This window comes from Acidovorax sp. sic0104, assembly GCF_019219095.1.
Lineage (GTDB): Bacteria > Pseudomonadota > Gammaproteobacteria > Burkholderiales > Burkholderiaceae_C > Acidovorax.
In genome coordinates, this window is record NZ_JAHUWH010000001.1 from 755,666 (window position 1) to 772,276 (window position 16,611).

General features: G+C 66.4%; 15 protein-coding genes. 4 read left to right on the forward strand and 11 right to left on the reverse strand.

Annotated features, from left to right (window positions below):
* Positions 1-10: 10 nt before the first annotated feature.
* The 6 genes from iolE to KW835_RS03510 all read right to left on the reverse strand — a co-directional run bounded on the left by iolE (position 11) and on the right by KW835_RS03510 (position 7,899).
* Complete coding sequence (iolE, locus tag KW835_RS03485; RefSeq protein ID WP_218380866.1) at positions 11-937, reverse strand: myo-inosose-2 dehydratase; 927 nt, start codon at positions 935-937, stop codon at positions 11-13.
* A gap of 29 nt (positions 938-966) precedes the next feature.
* A complete protein-coding gene (gene iolD, locus KW835_RS03490) occupies positions 967-2,838 on the reverse strand; it encodes a 3D-(3,5/4)-trihydroxycyclohexane-1,2-dione acylhydrolase (decyclizing) (protein WP_218380867.1) in 1,872 nt (623 codons plus the stop codon).
* Between the two features lie 20 nt (positions 2,839-2,858).
* Positions 2,859-4,811, reverse strand: a complete 1,953-nt coding sequence (iolC, locus tag KW835_RS03495) for a 5-dehydro-2-deoxygluconokinase (protein WP_218380868.1) — start codon at positions 4,809-4,811, stop codon at positions 2,859-2,861.
* Positions 4,812-4,818: 7 nt separating this feature from the next.
* Entirely contained in the window at positions 4,819-5,604 is a 786-nt protein-coding gene (locus KW835_RS03500; protein WP_218380869.1) for an ATP-binding cassette domain-containing protein, read from the reverse strand.
* An 18-nt stretch (positions 5,605-5,622) separates the two neighbouring features.
* Positions 5,623-6,765, reverse strand: a complete 1,143-nt coding sequence (locus KW835_RS03505; protein ID WP_218380870.1) for an ABC transporter permease — start codon at positions 6,763-6,765, stop codon at positions 5,623-5,625.
* Between the two features lie 87 nt (positions 6,766-6,852).
* Positions 6,853-7,899 carry a sugar ABC transporter substrate-binding protein gene (locus tag KW835_RS03510; RefSeq protein WP_218380871.1) on the reverse strand — a complete coding sequence of 349 codons (1,047 nt, stop codon included), beginning with the start codon at positions 7,897-7,899 and terminating at the stop codon, positions 6,853-6,855.
* Positions 7,900-8,108: 209 nt separating this feature from the next.
* On the opposite strand from KW835_RS03510, the gene KW835_RS03515 reads away from it, so the two are divergent.
* Genes KW835_RS03515 through KW835_RS03525 form a run of 3 tightly spaced genes read left to right on the forward strand, consistent with a single transcriptional unit; the run spans position 8,109 to position 11,094 of the window.
* The gene (locus KW835_RS03515) at positions 8,109-8,990 is read left to right on the forward strand and encodes a MurR/RpiR family transcriptional regulator (RefSeq protein WP_218380872.1); all 882 of its coding nucleotides are present in this window, start codon (positions 8,109-8,111) and stop codon (positions 8,988-8,990) included.
* A 12-nt stretch (positions 8,991-9,002) separates the two neighbouring features.
* Positions 9,003-9,998 carry an inositol 2-dehydrogenase gene (iolG, locus tag KW835_RS03520; protein ID WP_218380873.1) on the forward strand — a complete coding sequence of 332 codons (996 nt, stop codon included), beginning with the start codon at positions 9,003-9,005 and terminating at the stop codon, positions 9,996-9,998.
* Between the two features lie 7 nt (positions 9,999-10,005).
* Entirely contained in the window at positions 10,006-11,094 is a 1,089-nt protein-coding gene (locus tag KW835_RS03525) for a Gfo/Idh/MocA family oxidoreductase (RefSeq protein WP_218380874.1), read from the forward strand.
* Positions 11,095-11,172: 78 nt separating this feature from the next.
* On the opposite strand, the gene lepB is transcribed toward KW835_RS03525, so the two are convergent.
* The 4 genes from lepB to dapF form a co-directional block, all read right to left on the reverse strand.
* Positions 11,173-11,844, reverse strand: coding sequence for a signal peptidase I (lepB, locus tag KW835_RS03530; protein WP_218380875.1), 672 nt, complete (start codon positions 11,842-11,844; stop codon positions 11,173-11,175).
* Between the two features lie 248 nt (positions 11,845-12,092).
* Complete coding sequence (locus KW835_RS03535; protein ID WP_218380876.1) at positions 12,093-13,067, reverse strand: tyrosine recombinase XerC; 975 nt, start codon at positions 13,065-13,067, stop codon at positions 12,093-12,095.
* Positions 13,068-13,234: 167 nt separating this feature from the next.
* Complete coding sequence (locus KW835_RS03540; protein WP_218380877.1) at positions 13,235-13,927, reverse strand: DUF484 family protein; 693 nt, start codon at positions 13,925-13,927, stop codon at positions 13,235-13,237.
* Positions 13,924-14,805, reverse strand: coding sequence for a diaminopimelate epimerase (gene dapF / locus KW835_RS03545; RefSeq protein ID WP_218380878.1), 882 nt, complete (start codon positions 14,803-14,805; stop codon positions 13,924-13,926). The genes KW835_RS03540 and dapF overlap by 4 nt, the downstream gene beginning before the upstream one ends.
* Before the next feature lie 162 nt (positions 14,806-14,967).
* Here dapF and KW835_RS03550 point away from each other — a divergent pair, with 162 nt between their 5' ends.
* Positions 14,968-15,678 carry a glutathione S-transferase N-terminal domain-containing protein gene (locus KW835_RS03550; protein ID WP_218380879.1) on the forward strand — a complete coding sequence of 237 codons (711 nt, stop codon included), beginning with the start codon at positions 14,968-14,970 and terminating at the stop codon, positions 15,676-15,678.
* 31 nt (positions 15,679-15,709) lie between these two features.
* On the opposite strand, the gene KW835_RS03555 is transcribed toward KW835_RS03550, so the two are convergent.
* A complete protein-coding gene (locus tag KW835_RS03555; protein ID WP_218380880.1) occupies positions 15,710-16,594 on the reverse strand; it encodes a LysR family transcriptional regulator in 885 nt (294 codons plus the stop codon).
* Between the last annotated feature and the right edge of the window lie 17 nt (positions 16,595-16,611).

Sequence of the window (16,611 nt, forward strand, 5' to 3'; positions counted from 1 at the left end):
CCTTTGCAGATCAGGCCAGGTCTCTGACCAGGCCGCTGAGTGTCTCGAAGCCTTTCTTGGCGTACTGGTAGCTCGGTGCCACGGCGGGGTCCTGCTCGGCCTCCACCACCAGCCAGCCTTCGTAGCCGGCCTCGCGCAGCACTGCCAGCGCGGCGGCGTAGTCGATGCTGCCGTCACCGGGCACGGTGAAGGTGCCGTTGATCACGCCGTTCAGAAAGCTCCAGCCGTCGTTGCGCGCTTGTGCAATCACCGGGGCGCGCACGTCCTTGCAGTGCACATGCACCACGCGCTTGACGTGTTTTCGCAGCAGCGCCACGGGGTCGGCAGCGCCACCAAAGTACGCGTGGCCGGTGTCGAACAGCAGGAACACCTTGGCAGGGTCCGTCAGCTGCATGAGCTTGTCCACATCAGCGGGAGACTCCACATACGCGCCCATGTGGTGGTGGTAGGCCAGCTGGATGCCGTAGGCCTTGAGCAGGTGCTCGCCAAAGGCATTCAGGCGCTCGGCATAGCCTTGCCAGAGCGCTTCGCTGGCGAACTTGGGACGCTTGCCCACCGGCGTGTCGATCTGTCCCTGCACGGTGCCTGCGCATTCGCCGTACACCACCACCTTCACGCCGTTGTACTGCAGTTTTTCCATGTGGGCTCTGCAGCGATCGATCTCCGCTGCCACGGCATCGGCATTGCTCCGGCCAGCGGCCACCTCGGCCAGAAAGCCCGAGTACCAGCCCGACACGCAGGCCAGGCCGAACTCGTCAAGCTTGGCTTTCAGCGCCGGGCCGTCCTTGGGAAACTTGTTGCCCAGCTCGAAGCCTTCGTAGCCGATTTCCTTGCCTTCGCGCAAGGCGGTTTCCAAAGATGTCTCGCCGCCCAGCGAGGGCAGGTCGTCGTTCATCCAGGAGAGCGGGTTGATCCCGATACGGACATTCCAGGTCATGGCACTGCTTCCTTCAGATCCCAAAAGAATCACACACGTTGTTCTTGCTTGCCGGCCACGTAGCGGGCATGGGCGTCCCGCACCTCGCTGCGCTCGGACACCTCGGGAATGGCCACCTCCCACCAGCAGCCGCCTTCGGATGTACGGGTATGGGTGGTGTTGATGACCAGCACCTGGCTGCGCTGGGCCGCGCGGGCCTGGACCATGGCGGCCTTGAGCTCGGCCACGCTGGCCACATGCACGGCATCGGCCCCCAGGCTGCGCGCATGCATGGCAAAGTCGATGCTGCTGGCTTCGCCGCCTTCAGGCACGCAGTCATCCAGCAGGTTGTTGAAGGCCGCGCTGCCAGACGCCGCCTGCAGGCGCTGGATGCAGCCGTAGCCGCGGTTGTCCAGCACCACCACGATGATCTTCTTGCCCAGCATGACCGATGTGGCCAGCTCGGAGTTCATCATCATGTACGAGCCGTCGCCCACCATCACGATGACTTCCTGGTGGGGGCGCGCCATCTTCACGCCCAGGCCGCCGGCAATCTCATAGCCCATGCAGGAGTAGCCGTACTCCATGTGGTAGTTGCCGGGACGGCTGGCACGCCAGAGCTTGTGCAGCTCGGCAGGCAAGGTGCCTGCGGCGCAAATGGCGACGTCATGCACGGCGCTGTCGCCGCCGGCGTCGTTGAGCGAATCGCGCACCGCGCCGATCACTTCGGCGTCGTACGGCAATACGCCGGGTTGCGGCGCGGCCGTGGTCAGCTCGGTCACGCGTGCGTTCCAGCGTGCAGCCTCATCCCGCGCTCGCGTGGTCCAGGCGGGTTCAGCCTTCCAGCCGCCCAGAGCGCTTCCCAGGGACTGCAAGCCCTCCAGGGCGTCGGCCACCAGGGAAGTGCCATTCCACTTGCTGGCGTCAAAGCTCTGCACATTCAGGCTCAGCAGCTTCGCGTTGGCAAAGAGCGCGTGCGAACCCGTGGTGAAGTCCTGCAGGCGGGTGCCTACGGCCAGCACCACATCGGCCTCGCGCGCCAGCACATTGGCGTTGGGCGCGCCGTCCACGCCGATGGCCCCCAGGTTGAGCGGGTGGTCCCAGGGCAGGCTGCTCTTGCCGCCATGCGACTCCACCACCGGCACGCCGTGCTGTTCGGCAAAGGCGCGCAGCGCTTCACCCGCATGGCTGTAGAGAACGCCACCGCCGGCCACGATGAGTGGTTGCCGGGCGGTCTTCAACAGCGCCACCGACCTGCGCAGCTCACGCGCATCGGGCGGCGGGCGGCGGACCTGGATCAGGTCGGGGTGCAGAAAGCTTTCCGGGCAATCAAAGGCATGCGTCTGGATGTCCTGTGGCAGGGCCAGGCACACGGGCCCGCAGTTGGCTGGGTCGGTCATGACCGCGATGGCACGCGGCAGGGCCGTGAGGATCTGCTCGGGCCGCGTGATGCGGTCAAAGAAACGCGTGACCGGGCGGAAGCAGTCATTGGCGCTCAGGTCGCCCTGCTGAAAGCTCTCCACCTGCTGCAGTACCGGGTCTGGCGCGCGTGAGGCAAAGGTGTCGCCCGGCAGCAGGAGCACGGGCAGCCGGTTGACGTGGGCGACGGCAGCCGCGGTGACCAGGTTGGTGGCGCCCGGACCGATGCTGGTGCTGACCGCCAGGATGCGCTGGCGCAGATGGGCTTTGCTGTAGGCAATGGCCGCATGCGCCATGCCCTGTTCGTTGTGGGCGCGATAAGTGGGCAGGGCCTGGCGCTCAGCCCACAGGGCCTCGCCAAAACCGGCCACGTTGCCGTGTCCAAAGATGGTGAAAACGCCGCCGCAGTAGGGCTCTATGCTGCCGTCGTGCATTTCCACACGCAGCGCGGCCAGGTGCTTGACCAGCGCCTGCGAGAGCGTGAGTCGTTGGGTTCTGGTCATGGGTGTCGGAGAGCGAAGGTTCAGGCGGCAGCGCGAAGCGGAGCGCGGCGATTGCGCCAGGCGTCCACCAGCGTCGTGAAATTGCGCGCCACCTCCGCCACAAGGGCTGCGTCGTCAATGGCGCCGCCGAGCCAGCGCAGCGAGGCATCGGCCCACAGGCTGCGCCCCACCATGAAGCCCTTGACGACCGGGTTGGTGGCGTCACGAAAACTGTCCATCAGATGAGCGATCGGCTGGTTCAATCCCAGGATGACGGCGCCGCGGCAGTGAGGGTCGCGCTCGGCGACAAGCGCCTCCAATGCGGCCCAGCCCGCGGCCTGCATGGGCGCCAGCTTCCACCACTCGGGCTTCACGCCCAGGTTGTAGAAACGCTTGACGGCGCGCAGCGCGCCTTCATCGTCGGCGCTCGCCAAGGTCATCGTCTTGGGCAGAATGATTTCGAGCAGCAGCTCATTGCCGCTGGCGCGCGTGGCCTCCCACAGCTCCAGCACCTTCTGCTCCTGCTCCAAGCGCAGCGCGTAGTGGTCGTCGGGGTGGTAGTGCACCAGGCACTTCACCACCTGTTCGCCAGGCCAGTGCGTCAGCGCGCTGCCGATGGATCGGGTGCCGTCGAAACGCAGCGGGCGCGAGCCTGGCAGCTCCACCGGGCGGCCCACCCACCAGCCGCGTCCCGTGGCGCTGGCCAGCGCGTCGGCGCCGTAGCTGCCGCCATCCACCAACACGCCGATGCTGCCCTGCAGCTTCGACTGCCGCTCGACCTGCGCGGCTGCCTGCACCAGCAGCTTCTTGAGTGCCGGAACGCGCGAATCGTGCGCACCGGCCTCCCTGCACAGGTCATAGAACTGGCTGCGGTGGTCAAAGGCCATCACGCACAGCTCCCGCCACTCAGGGCGGGCCGCAGTCACGCGGTGCAGGTGGGCGAGCTGAGCGTCCGCATCCACCCGGGGATTGCGGCTGCCGCCAAACCAGTGGGCCAGCTCGGCGGGCGTGGGCATGGCGTCGGAACATGCGTGGCGCGAGACCACGATGGCACCGCAGGCATTGGCCGTTTGCGTGGCCTCTGCCCAGTCCTTGCCCTGCAACAGGCCGGCCATCAGGCCCGACAGGAACGCGTCGCCCGCGCCCAGCACATTGAGCACTTCCACGCGCTCGCCCTGGAAGGTCGGCGCATCGTCAATGGCGGCGGGAATCGCGCCTTCGATGACAGAGCAGCCTGCGGCGCCCCGCTTGACCACGAGCACCGCCTGGCTGCGCGCCCGCACCGCACGCAGGCTGGCCATCAGGTCGTTGGGTACCCCCCCGGCGATGAAGAACTCTTCTTCCGTGCCCACCAGCAGATCGAACTGCGGCAGCAGCTCTTGCAGCTGCTGCGTCACGGCCGCATCGGGCACATAGCGGTTCTCGCCGGCGCCGCGGCTTGTCAGGCCCCACAGCACGGGGCGGTAGTCGATGTCCAGCACGCGCACGACACCGTGCCTGTGCGCGAATTCCAGGGCGCGTGTGGATGCGGCGCGGGTGCCCGGCGTGGAAAGATGGGTGCCGGTAATGGCGAGCGCGCGGCAACGGGCAATGAAATCCTCATGGATGAGCGCAGCGTCCAGCGCCATATCGGCACAGTTCTCGCGCACAAACAGCAGCGGAAAGGTCTCGCGGTCCTTGATGCCCAGGAGCACCAGTGCCGTGAGGCGGCGGTCGTCCACCTGCACCTGGCTCGTGTCACAGCCATTGGCCTGCAGCGTCTGGATGAGGAAGCGGCCCATCTGCTCGTCGCCCACCCGCGAGACCATGGCACTGCGCAGGCCCAGGCGCGCCACGCCGAAAGCCAGGTTGGCGGAGCTCCCGCCCAGGTACATGGCCATGGTGCGGGCATCCTCCAGCGCACTGCCGAACTGCTGCGCATACAGGTCGACCGCGAGTCGGCCCAGGCAGGCGAGATCGATGTCCCGCCCTTGGGGAAATTTCAGCTGTGTCATGGTGTACTTAAATCGTTACGCCTTCGAGGTCGGCGATGAGCTTGTGCATTTCCTCCCCGCCCGCCATCATGTCCAGCACTTCGTCCTTGCTGATCTCATTTTTCGGGAAGGTACCCAGCGATTTGCCGCGGTTGAGCAATGTGAAGCTGTCCGCGATCGGGTAGGCATGGTTCACGTTGTGCGTGATGAAGATGACTGAAATGCCGCGTGCACGCGCCGTGGCGATGAGCTTGAGCACATTGGCCGACTGCTTGACGCCCAGGGCTGCCGTCGGCTCGTCGAGGATGAGCACCTTGGCGCCGAAATGGATGGCGCGCGCAATCGCCAGGCACTGCTTCTCGCCGCCCGACATGGTGCCCACCATCTGGTTGGCGTCGCGGATGCGGATACCCATGTTGCGCAGCTTGTCGCCCGCCGTCGCTGCGGCCAGCGCGTGGTCCATGACCGGTATGAAGCCCAGCAGCTGCTTGATCGGCTCACGGCCCATGAAGAAGTTGCGCGCGACGCTCATCAGGGGCACGAGTGCCAGGTCCTGGTAGACGGTCCCGATGCCCGCATCCAGCGCCTGCCGGGGGGAGGCGAAGCGCACGGGCTTGCCTTCCAGCAGATATTGGCCCTCGTCAGGCATGTGCACGCCGGCCAGGATTTTGATCAGGGTCGATTTGCCCGCACCGTTGTCGCCCAGCAGGCAATGCACTTCGCCACGGCGCAGACGCAGTGTCACGCCGCCCAGGGCAATCACCGGGCCGAAGAACTTGCTGATGTCTTCGAGCTGAAGGATGTAGTCGCTCATGGTCTGTCTCGCTGGGGGTTAACGGCGGCTTGCTGCGAAGCGAGACCGGATGTAGTTGTTGAACAGCACCGCTATCAGCAACATGAGCCCCAGAAACACGCGGTACCAGTTGTTGTCGATGCTGGTGTAGCCAATGCCGATCTGCACCATCCCGAAGATCAGCGCGCCAAAGGCCGCGCCGATCACCGAGCCATAGCCGCCGGTGAGCAGGCAGCCACCAATGACTGCGGCGATGATGGCTTCAAACTCCTTCTGCAACCCGCGGTCCGCCGCCGCAGATCCGGCATCGGCCACCTGCAGCACTGCAAACACGGTGGAGCAAAGCGCCATGACGACGAACAGGCTGATCTTGACCCGGGCCACGGGAATGCCCACGTTCTTGGCGGCATGGGGGTCGCCACCCACCGCCTGGATCCAGTTGCCCATGCGGGTGCGGGCCAGCACAAACGCACCCACAGCAGTCAGCACCAGCCACCAGATCACCGCCTTGGGAATGCCGGTGGCCAGTGCGGTGCCGTCGTCGCGGGCCGCGATCACGCCCATGCGGGCGAGGCTGTCGAACACCCCGGTCAGGGTGTAGCCGCTGAACAGAAAGGAGATCACCGGGTCCTGGGCGATCAGCTCGCGCAGCACCAGGTCGCCATTGCCGCTGAGAATGGTCTTTCCCGTGAAGAGCACGGACACCGCCAGCGACAGGCCGCGCAGGATGAAGAAGAAGGCCAGCGTCACTATGAACGAGGGCAGGCCCGTGCGCACGACGAGCCAGCCGTTGAGCCACCCGAGGGCCATGGCCGACATGAACGCAAAAACCACCGCCAGCCAGATGGGCCAGCCCCAGTACAGGGCAGGAATGGCCAGCAGCATGCCGGCAAAACCGATCATGGAGCCCACTGAGAGGTCGAACTCTCCGGCGATCATGAGCAGCGCCGCTCCCACGGCCAACACACCCAGGTAGGCCGCCACGGTGCTCCAGTTGATGATGCCTTCGGGGTTGAACATGCCGGAGCCGCCGGCGCTGGACGCGAACATGGCGAAGACCAGCAGGGTGCCGGCCAGTGCACCGAACTCGGGGCGCGCCATGAGCTTGCGCAGCAGGCCGACCTCTCGAACCCTCTCGTCGGCGGGGGCTTTGGAGGCGAATGTGGGGGCGATGGGTGTCATGGGAGTCACGCAGGAATACGGAAGGTGGACGAACTGCCGACGACGCGCAAGAAGCATGCGCGCCCGCACCGTCGCGGCGGCAAGCGACTAGCGGTACTGGCCCGCGTACTTCTCGACCTTGCCGATGTTGTCCTTGGTGACAAAGCCCGGGCCGGATCCGATGTGGCGGGGTCCGTAGGCGGGCGCCAGCCCGTATTCCACGAAGCGCGCCGTGGTCGTGGCATTGCCATTGACGGCCGCAGACACCGCAGCCAGGTCGGCGCCCTTCATGGCTTTCATCGACTTCATGGTGGCCAGGACGGCGACAGGGATGTAGCCCTGCAGGTAGGGTTGCTGGTCGATGCCGAACTTGATCGAGCCATCCTTGATGCCCTTGGAGATGTCGTCCGACAAATCAAAGGTGGCCATCCACATCTTCCCCTTGAGGCCGGCTTTTTCCAGCGCCTTGAGCGTGGGGTGTGCGGAGGTGGGTCCGAGGGTCAGCACCGCGCCGGTGCCGGGGTTCTGGCGCAGGTAGGCAGACACCTTGGCTTCTATGCCCGTGGGGTCGTCACCCGAATCGATGGTGCTCTTCCTGAAGTCGGCGCCGATGGCTTCGGCAAACCCGCGGCAGCGCTCGAACGATGCAGGGTTGGTCGCATAGTGGTTCACGCACAGGAATGACTTCACGCCGTCGGCCTTGGCGCGCAAGCCGGCGCCCTTGCCGGCTTCGTACTCGGGCTGGCCTACGTGCATGACGGCACCGAGCTTTTCGCTCTGCTCGATGGTGCCGGAGTTGATGGTGATGAATGGGATCTTCTTGTCGGCAAGTTTCTTGATGGAGCTGTGCAGCACGTTGTAGTCGGCAATCGTCACCACCACCCCGTCGTAACCCTGGGCAGCGGCCTGCTCGATCAGGCGGCCCATGTCGGCCAGATCACCGTTGGGTGGATTGCGGTAGTCCACCTGCACGCCGTAATCCTCTCCCGCATGCTTGACGGAATTCTTGATGGTGTTCCACCAGGAGTCGGAATCGGGTGCGTGGCTGATCAGCGCGATCTTGGACTGCGCAGCAGCCAGGCCGCCAACCGCCAGAAGCGCGCTGAGCAGCAGGGTTTTTGCCAACGTCTTGCGGGACGACTTCAGGTTCTTCATACGGCCTCCAATATTTTTAAAAGCACTTGTGGAAGGTAAAAACTTCACTGCAAGGCAGCGGACGCAGGGCTTGCCGGCATCTGCGAAGAAGTCTATCTATTCCGACCAAAAATAGAAATTAAATTCTAATAGGTGAAAACCCTGGAAAGAATTTTCTTTCCTTGGCATTCTGACGGCGGATAATTTGTTCTAAAGATGAGCCCACCCGCATGAGTACACCCACCCCCCCCCAAGCCCCCGAGAGCGAGGAAGCCCTGATCGCCGCGATGGCCCGCGAATACCCCGGCCTGAGCCGACAGCTCAAGCAGATCGGCGCCTATGTCGAGCAGCACCGGGGCCAGTTGGGCATCCAGTCGATTCAGCAAGTGGCCGAGCAGTGCGAGGTGCAGCCCTCCGCAGTCGTGCGGTTTGCCAAGCATTTCGGCTTCAGTGGTTTCACGGAGATGCAGAAGCTGTTTCGCGACGGCCTGGCCAAGCAGATCTCTCCCAGCCGGGACTACCAATCGCGCATCCGCGGTGCGATTGAGTCCGGCGCCAATGACCTGAGCAGCGCGGACATCGTCAATGCCGTCATCGGCGGCAGCATTGCCGGCATGCAAGAGTTGCAACGCAGCCTGCAGGAGCCCGCGTTCGACGCGGCGGTGGACCTGCTGTTCCGAGCGGACGCGGTGTGGCTCATGGCATCGCGCCGCTCGTTTGCCATTTCCACCTACCTCACCTACGCGCTGCAGCACACCGAAAAGCGGGTGCAGCAGATCACAGCCATGGGCAGCATGCAGGACGGCCAGTTGCGCGGGCTACGCCACGGCGACGTGATGGTGGCGATTTCCTTCGCGCCCTACGCGCCCGAGACCGAACACATCGTGTCCGAAGCCCATGCACGGGGGGCAAGCATCATCTGCATCACCGACAGCAGCCTGAGCCCGATGGCGCGCTACGCGCACACCTCCATCCTGGTGAACGAAACCAGCGTTTTTGGCTTCCGAGCACTGACCAACACCATGGCGGTGGTGCAAAGCCTGTTCATGGCACTGGCCTACCGGCTGGAGCTGCAGTACCAACCCGCACGCACCCGTTCTTCCCACTCCTGAACTGAAGCCCCCATGAAAAAAGCAGCTCTTTTCGGTGCCGGCCGCATTGGCCGCATCCATGCCGCCAACCTCGCCGCCATGCCAGGCATCGAACTCACTGCGGTGAGCGACCCCATGGCCGCCAACGCCGCAGCCCTGGCGCAGGAGCATGGCGCTCGCGTGGACAGCGTCGAAGCCATCTTTGCCGACCGCTCGATCGACGCGGTGGTCATCGGCAGCCCCACCACCACGCACAGCGACCTCATCACCCGTGCCGCACAAGCCGGCAAGCACATCTTTTGCGAAAAGCCCGTGGACCTGTCGGCCGAACGCGCCAAGGCCTGCGCCGCCGTAGTGGCGCAGGCCGGAGTGGCATGCATGATCGGCTTTCAGCGCCGCTTCGACCCCACCTTCAACGAGGCCAAGAAGCGCCTGGACCGCGGCGACATCGGCAACCCCGAGATGCTGATCATCACCAGCCGCGACCCGGGCGCGCCGCCGGTGGAGTACATCCAGCAGTCCGGCGGCATTTTCCGCGACATGCTGATCCACGACTTTGACGTGTTCCGCTGGATCTTGTGCGGCGATGGCGACCGCGCCGCCTCGCTCAGCGCCACCGGCTCCTGCCTGACCGACCCCGCCATCGGCCAGGCCGGCGACTTTGATTGCACCGCCGTCACCATCAAGACCGCGCTCGGCCGCCTGTGCCAGATCAACACCACGCGCCGCGCCGCCTACGGCTATGACCAGCGCTTTGAGGTGATCGGCTCGGCCGGCATGCTGCAGTGTGGCAACCACCGCCCCAGCGAAGTGACCCAGGCCACGGCCCAGGGCACCTCGCAGGACAACCCCGAAGCCTTCTTCCTGCAGCGCTACGCTGCGGCCTACCGGCTGGAGATCGAGCACTTCTTCACACAGCTGCAAAACGGTGGCAGCTTCCGCACCTCGGTGCAGGACGGCGTGGAAGCGCAAATCCTGGCCGACGCTGCGGCCGAGAGCGCGGCCAGCAACCGCGTCATCACGTTCTGAGGCGCGCATGACTGCTTCTTCCTTGCGAATCGGCATCGTGGGCCTGGGCCGCCTGGGCCAGCGCCACGCGCAAGCCCTGGCCTACAGGACGCGCCACTGCGTGCTGGCCGCGGCCTGCAGCCCCGTGGACACGGAGCGCGACTACGCTTGCGAACAGTTGGGCATCCAGCAGGTCTATTCACGCTACGAGGACCTGCTGGCCAACCCCCACATCGACGCGGTGGTGCTGGTCACCCCCACATCGCTGCACGCAGACCAGGCCATAGCGGCGCTGCAGGCGGGCAAGCATGTATTTGTGGAAAAGCCCCTCGCACTGAACGTGCCCGATTGCGAACGTGTGCTGGCCGAAGCCGCCAGGCACCCGGAGCTCGTGGCCATGGTGGGTTTTGTGCGCCGCTTCGACCCCAGCTACCGTGCAGCCCAGGCCAGCGTCGCGGCGGGCGAGATCGGCCGCCCCTTCCTCGTGCGCTCGCAGACCTGCGATCAGAACGACCCCGATGGTTTCTTCGTGCGCTTTGCGCCCACCTCGGGCGGCATCTTCATGGACTGCAGCGTGCATGACATAGACCTTGCGCGCTGGATGCTGGGGCGCCCCAAGGCCCTGCGGGCCTACGCCACGGGCACCATCGCCCTGCACCCGGGCCTGGCCGAATTCGGCGATGTGGACAACGGACTGGCCATCGTGGATTTCGAGGGCGGCGCCAAGGCCGTGTTCTACGCCTCGCGCACGATGGCCCACGGCCATGAGACCAGCACCGAAATCATTGGCACCGCCGGCAAGCTGCTGGTCGGCGAACACGCGGCCCGCGACCGTGTGGTGCGCAGCGACGCCCACGGCGTGCGCCATGCGGTGCTCAAGGACTTCTACGAGCGTTTTGAGTCCGCCTTTTTGCACGAGATGAACGACTTTGTGGCGGCCTGCCGCGGCGAGCGTGCACTCACGCTCACGCTGGATGACGCCGTGGAGGCCACGCGCATTGGTCTGGCCATTTCCCGCTCGCTGGGCAGCGGCATGCCAGAGCTGATAGCAAATGCCTGCGAACAAGCCAGCGATGGGGCTGCTTGCACATCCGCAGCGCTCCGTGTCCAAGCTTGAGGTCGCTGCCGCAGGCCGGGGAGCACCCCTGCAAGGGAGAGCCCCTGGAGCGTGTAGACCCAGAACCCGTCCAGGATCTCAGAGCGGATGGCCGATGCGCCCGATGCGCGGCGCCCAGTTGTCGAGGATGTCCGCCGATACCAGCACCCGGCGTGCCTGACCTATGAGCAGGTGGCGGGGCACGAAACCGATGAAGCGCGAGTCGGCACTGTTGTCGCGGTTGTCGCCCAGCACCAGGTACTGGCCCTCAGGCACCGTCACCGGCCCGAAGCTGCTGTGCGCCGTGACGCCCTGCAGCCACTGCACGCGGCGCTCATGCCCCTGCAGGCGCTCGGTCCAGCGCGTGGCGCGCACGTCGGCCCCCAACTCTGCCAAGTGCTCGGTCACCGCCTCGGGCGCTTCGTAGCGCGCCGCCTGGCCGTTGAGATACAGCACCTCGTCGCGCATCTCCACCGTATCGCCTGGCAATGCCGCAATCCGCTTGATGAGCCGCGTGCCGTCCAGCGGCGAAGAGAACGTGACCACATCGCCCCGCGCCGGGTCCCCCAGCCGCGCCACGACCACATCGGTCAGCGGCACCTTCAGGTCATAGGCCAGCCGGTTGACGAACACCACATCCCCCTCCAGCAGCGTAGGCCGCATGGACCCCGAAGGAATCGGATTCCAGTCCGCCACCGCCGTGCGAAAGATGCCGAAGCACAGCAGCAACACGATGAACCCACGGTTCGATTTGACCCATTTCAGCAACATGGCAAGACACTCCAAGGCGCCCTACAGCAAGCGCCCCCTGCTCGGATGCACGGCCTCACATCTTGGTTCCATGGCCCCAGACAACGAGCCCCCCAACCCACCGGCATGCCCGATCAGCGCCAGACACCGGTGCCACACCCCCAAGGCCCGCAACGCGCGCCGCCCCCGCGAGTGCACCCGTGGAACCGGCTTTGCCGGGCCAGGGGGTGCGTCCCCCGTCGGGGGAAGCGGCGAAGCCGCTCAGGGGGCTACTTTTTTCTCGCCCGAGGATGCGCCGCGTCATACACCTTGGCCAGGTGCTGAAAATCCAGCCGCGTGTAGACCTGCGTGGTGGTGATGTTCGCGTGCCCCAGCAGTTCCTGCACCGCGCGCAGGTCGCCGCTGCTCTGAAGCAGGTGGCTGGCGAACGAGTGGCGCAGCATGTGCGGGTGCACCGGCGTGGTCAGCCCCGCCTGCTGGCTGCGCTGGCGCAGGCGCAGCCATATCGACTGCGCCGTGAGCCGCGCTCCGCGCTGCCCCACGAACAGCGCGGGGTCCAGCCGCGCCGAGCCTTCGCCGCCAAACGGCGTGGCGCGCAGTGCCAGCCAGGCCTGCAACGCCGCGGTGGCAGCACGGCCCACCGGAACACTGCGGCGCTTGCTGCCCTTGCCGAAAACGTGCGCCTCGCCGGCCTGCAGATCCACCCAGCCACGGCCCAGGCGCTGTGTGTCGGCACTCGGCACGGCGTCCAGACCCGCCAGCTCGCCCACCCGCAGGCCGCAGCCGTACAGCAGCTCGACCATGGCCGCGTCACGCGCCTCCAGCCAGGGGTCGGCGCCGGTGTTGTCGTATTCGGCCAGGCGCACCGCGTCGTCCACCCCCAGCGCCTTGGGCAGGGGCTTGGGCGCCTTGGGTGCACGCACGTCCTGCACAGGGTTGTGGTCGATCAGACCCTGGCGCCCTGCCCAGGTGAAGAATCCGCGCCACCCCGACAGAATGAGGGCAATCCCCCGCCCGCTGCGCCCCGCGCTGTGCATCTGCGCCACGAAACGGCGGATGTGCGCACTCGTCAGCTGCAGCAGCGGCAGATTCACCCCGTGCGCGAACTGCGCCAGCCGCGCGAGGTCCAGCGTGTACAGCGTGAGCGTGCGGTCCGCCAGCCGCTTCTCCACCCGCACATGCTCCAGATAGCGCAGCACCTGCGGGTCAGCGGGCAATGGCAAGGCAGCCGGAGCGTCGGACATGGTGGTAACGCCAAACAGACCGGCAGCGGCCTCGAAGCCCTAAACCACCCGCGCGACGGTCGGAACCGGCGCGCCCCCACGCCAACGCCACCGTGGAACCGGCTTCGCCGGGCCACGGGTGGCGTCCCCCCCCAGGGGGTAATACGCGAAGCGTCTCAGGGGGGAGCTCATTTCAAGCGGATCAGGGCCGCACTGGCCAGCTCGGCCATCCTCGCCAGGAAGTCCGTGCCCATGGTCGCGTCAAAGCGCTGCGCATCGGGCGAGCCCAGCACCAGCAGGCCGAACGCCGGCGTGGCGCTGTCGATGGCCCCCGAGCGCAGCGGCAGCAGCGCCAGCGACTGGGCGGGTTCTCCCGGCTCCAGCGCCAGCCAGCCCGCCGGCTCGAAGCCCAGGTTGGGGCCGCAGAACGGCATGGTGAGCGACGAGGCGAACGCGCGAGCATCCTCGCTCGCGCCCTGAGTGAAGTCGGCATCGATGTACGGTCCGGCCACGTCCCACACGCGCACCGCCGCCTGGGGCACGTCGAACAGCGTGCGCACGCCGTCCACCACGGCCTGGGGCAGGTCGAACGGGTCCTTGACCTCCAGCAGCGCGCTGGTCCACTGGTGCACCTTGTGTGCAATGGCGGCGTTCTCGGTGCTGTTGCGCACCATCTCCATGATGCGCTGCTCCAGGCCCTTGATCTTCTCGCGCAGCATCTCGGCCTGGCGCTCCTGCAGGCTCACGGCGCGTGCGCCGTGCGGGCTGGTGATCTGCACACTGGCCAGCACCTCGGCATGGCGCTCGAAGAAGCCAGGGGTGTTGGTCAGGAACTGGGCGATGTCGTCTTCGGTGATCGGTGGGATGTGGGAGGTCGTCATAGGAGGTTGTCGGGAATGTCGATCTGGCCTTCGAACACCGTGGTGGCCGGGCCGGTCATGAAAACGGAATCGGCCTCCCGGCCGCTCCAGGCGATGGTCAGCAGCCCGCCGCGGGTCTCGACCTGCACTTCGGCGTCCAGCAAACCCAGGCGGATGCCCGAGGCCACGGCCGCGCAGGCACCGGTGCCGCAGGCCAGGGTCTCGCCCACGCCGCGCTCGAACACGCGCAGCCGCACATGGTGGCGGTCCACGATCTGCAGGTAGCCGGCGTTCACGCGCTGGGGAAAGCGCACGTGGTTCTCGATCAGCGGGCCGGTCTGGGCGACGGGGGCGGTGTCCACGTTATCCACCAGTTGCACAGCATGCGGGTTGCCCATGGAGGCCACCGCTACAAAAACAGGAGCTTCCTGCGCTTGCCCATCAAGCGACAGCGGCCATTTTTGCCCCGAACCCTGGCCCACGGGCGTGAGGCCGGCGGGGTCGAACGGCACCTTGGCCGGGTCGAACTCGGGGCGACCCATGTCCACGGTGACCCGGCCGTCGGCCGTGAGGTGGGGGGCGATCACGCCGCTTTTGGTCTGCACGCGGATGGTGTCGCGGCCCGTCAGGCCCTTGTCGTGCACGAAGCGCGCAAAGCAGCGCGCGCCGTTGCCGCACTGCTCCACCTCGCCGCCGTCGGCGTTGTGGATCACGTATTCGAAGTCGATGCCGTCGCCGGGTGATGGCCGCACGGTGAGGATCTGGTCGGCGCCCACGCCGAAGTGGCGGTCGGCCAGAAAGCGGTACTGCGCGGCGGACAGGCCCAGACGGGCCTGTGTCTCGTCGAGCACGACAAAATCGTTGCCCGCGCCCTGCATCTTGGTGAAGCGAATCTGCATCCTCGGGATTATCGTCGCAGGACCGGGCAGGCCGCCAGCGTGCCCGATGCGGCGCGCCGCCTGCCAAACCCCTGGCGTGCGCCGATTCCCGCGCCGGTTTAGGCTTGCGTTTCTCCGGCCTGAAAGGCCACCCCAGCCCCACCGTACGAAGGATCTTCCAGCATGCCCCAGCACGACCTGTCCGCCTTCCCCATCACAGCCAAATGGCCCGCCAAGCAGCCGCAGCGCATCCAGCTGTACTCGCTGCCCACGCCGAATGGCGTGAAGGTATCCATCGCGCTCGAAGAACTGGGCCTGCCCTACGAGCCCCACCTGGTGAGCTTCGAGACCAACGACCAGACCTCGCCCGAATTTCTCTCGCTCAATCCCAACAACAAGATCCCGGCCATCCTCGACCCCAACGGACCGGACGGCAAACCCATCGCCCTCTTCGAATCCGGCGCCATCCTGGTGTACCTGGCCAGCAAGACCGGCCAGCTGATGCCACAGGACATCGCCGGCCGCTACGAGACCCTGCAGTGGGTGATGTGGCAGATGGGAGGCCTCGGTCCCATGTTCGGCCAGCTCGGCTTCTTCCACAAGTTCGCCGGCAAGGACTATGAAGACAAGCGCCCGCGCGACCGCTACGTGGCGGAATCGAAGCGCTTGCTCAAGGTACTGGACGAGCGCCTCAAGGGCCGCCAGTGGGTGATGGGCGACACCTACACCATTGCCGACATCGCCATCCTGCCGTGGGTGCGCAACCTGGTGGGCTTCTACGGCGCGGGCGACCTGGTGGAATTCGGCCAGTTCAAGGAGATCGAGCGCGTGCTGGCAGCGTTCGTGAAGCGCCCGGCAGTGGCCAAGGGCCTGAACATTCCAGCGCGCGGCTGAGCCTGGCCGGCGCAGCGCGGGGGCTGCCGCGTCAGCCCATGCGCTCCTGCAGAAAATCGAGAAAACACGCGATGCGCGCGGCCAGCTGCGTGTTGCGGTAGTACACCGCGTTGATGGGCTGTCGCACCTCCACCGTGTCACGTGCCAGCACCTGCACCAGGCGGCCGCCATCGCGGTCGCCTGCGGTCATGAAGTCCGACAGACACACCAGCCCCACATGCGCGAGCGCCATCTGGCGCAGGGTTTCGCCGCTCGACGCGGTGAGGCTGGGCACGATGGGCCACTGGTCCCCATGCGCGCCCCGCAGCGGCCAGCGGTTGAGCGACTCGGGCTGGTTGAAGCCCAGCAGCGTGTGCCCCGCCAGATCCGTCACGCTCTTGGGCCTGCCTGCGCGCGCCAGGTACTCGGGGCTGGCCAGTACCCGCAGGCGGGTGGTGCACAGGGGGCGCGCGTGCAGGGTCGAGTCCTGCAACTGGCCAATGCGGATCGCCACGTCCGTGCGCTGCTCCAGCAGGTCGATGTAGCCCTCGTCCGTGTTGAGCTCCAGCGTGATCTCCGGGTAGGCGCTGCGAAACGCCGGCACCAGCGGCACGACCGCATGCAGCATGAACGGCGTGGCCGCATTCACGCGCAGCCGCCCCGCGGGCTGCTGGCGGCGCGCGGCCATGTGCTCTTCGGCGTCTTCGATGGACGCGAGGATGGCGCGCGTGCGCTGCAGGAAGGCCTGGCCCTCCTCCGTGAGTTCGGTGCGGCGGGTGGTGCGGCGCAGCAGCGTGGTGTCGAGCTTTTTCTCCAGCCTTGCCAGTGCCCGGCTGATGCCCGAGACCGTCTGGCCCAGCTGGTCGGCGGCGGCGGTGATGGAGCCACCGTCCACGACGGCGACGAAGGCCTGCAGCTCTTCGAGCGTGGTTTTCATGGAATGCACCTCGGTTC

What these genes read in the sequence shown, in the direction of transcription:
- iolD (WP_218380867.1), bottom strand. Translation starts at nt 2,838, where the DNA reads ATGACCAGAACCCAACGACTCACGCTCTCGCAGGCGCTGGTCAAGCAC.
- KW835_RS03515 (WP_218380872.1), top strand. Translation starts at nt 8,109, where the DNA reads ATGAGTACACCCACCCCCCCCCAAGCCCCCGAGAGCGAGGAAGCCCTG.
- KW835_RS03540 (WP_218380877.1), bottom strand. Translation starts at nt 13,927, where the DNA reads ATGACGACCTCCCACATCCCACCGATCACCGAAGACGACATCGCCCAG.
- KW835_RS03555 (WP_218380880.1), bottom strand. Translation starts at nt 16,594, where the DNA reads ATGAAAACCACGCTCGAAGAGCTGCAGGCCTTCGTCGCCGTCGTGGAC.
- KW835_RS03525 (WP_218380874.1), top strand. Translation starts at nt 10,006, where the DNA reads ATGACTGCTTCTTCCTTGCGAATCGGCATCGTGGGCCTGGGCCGCCTG.
- lepB (WP_218380875.1), bottom strand. Translation starts at nt 11,844, where the DNA reads ATGTTGCTGAAATGGGTCAAATCGAACCGTGGGTTCATCGTGTTGCTG.
- KW835_RS03500 (WP_218380869.1), bottom strand. Translation starts at nt 5,604, where the DNA reads ATGAGCGACTACATCCTTCAGCTCGAAGACATCAGCAAGTTCTTCGGC.
- KW835_RS03510 (WP_218380871.1), bottom strand. Translation starts at nt 7,899, where the DNA reads ATGAAGAACCTGAAGTCGTCCCGCAAGACGTTGGCAAAAACCCTGCTG.
- iolG (WP_218380873.1), top strand. Translation starts at nt 9,003, where the DNA reads ATGAAAAAAGCAGCTCTTTTCGGTGCCGGCCGCATTGGCCGCATCCAT.
- KW835_RS03535 (WP_218380876.1), bottom strand. Translation starts at nt 13,067, where the DNA reads ATGTCCGACGCTCCGGCTGCCTTGCCATTGCCCGCTGACCCGCAGGTG.
- iolE (WP_218380866.1), bottom strand. Translation starts at nt 937, where the DNA reads ATGACCTGGAATGTCCGTATCGGGATCAACCCGCTCTCCTGGATGAAC.
- KW835_RS03505 (WP_218380870.1), bottom strand. Translation starts at nt 6,765, where the DNA reads ATGACACCCATCGCCCCCACATTCGCCTCCAAAGCCCCCGCCGACGAG.
- dapF (WP_218380878.1), bottom strand. Translation starts at nt 14,805, where the DNA reads ATGCAGATTCGCTTCACCAAGATGCAGGGCGCGGGCAACGATTTTGTC.
- KW835_RS03550 (WP_218380879.1), top strand. Translation starts at nt 14,968, where the DNA reads ATGCCCCAGCACGACCTGTCCGCCTTCCCCATCACAGCCAAATGGCCC.
- iolC (WP_218380868.1), bottom strand. Translation starts at nt 4,811, where the DNA reads ATGACACAGCTGAAATTTCCCCAAGGGCGGGACATCGATCTCGCCTGC.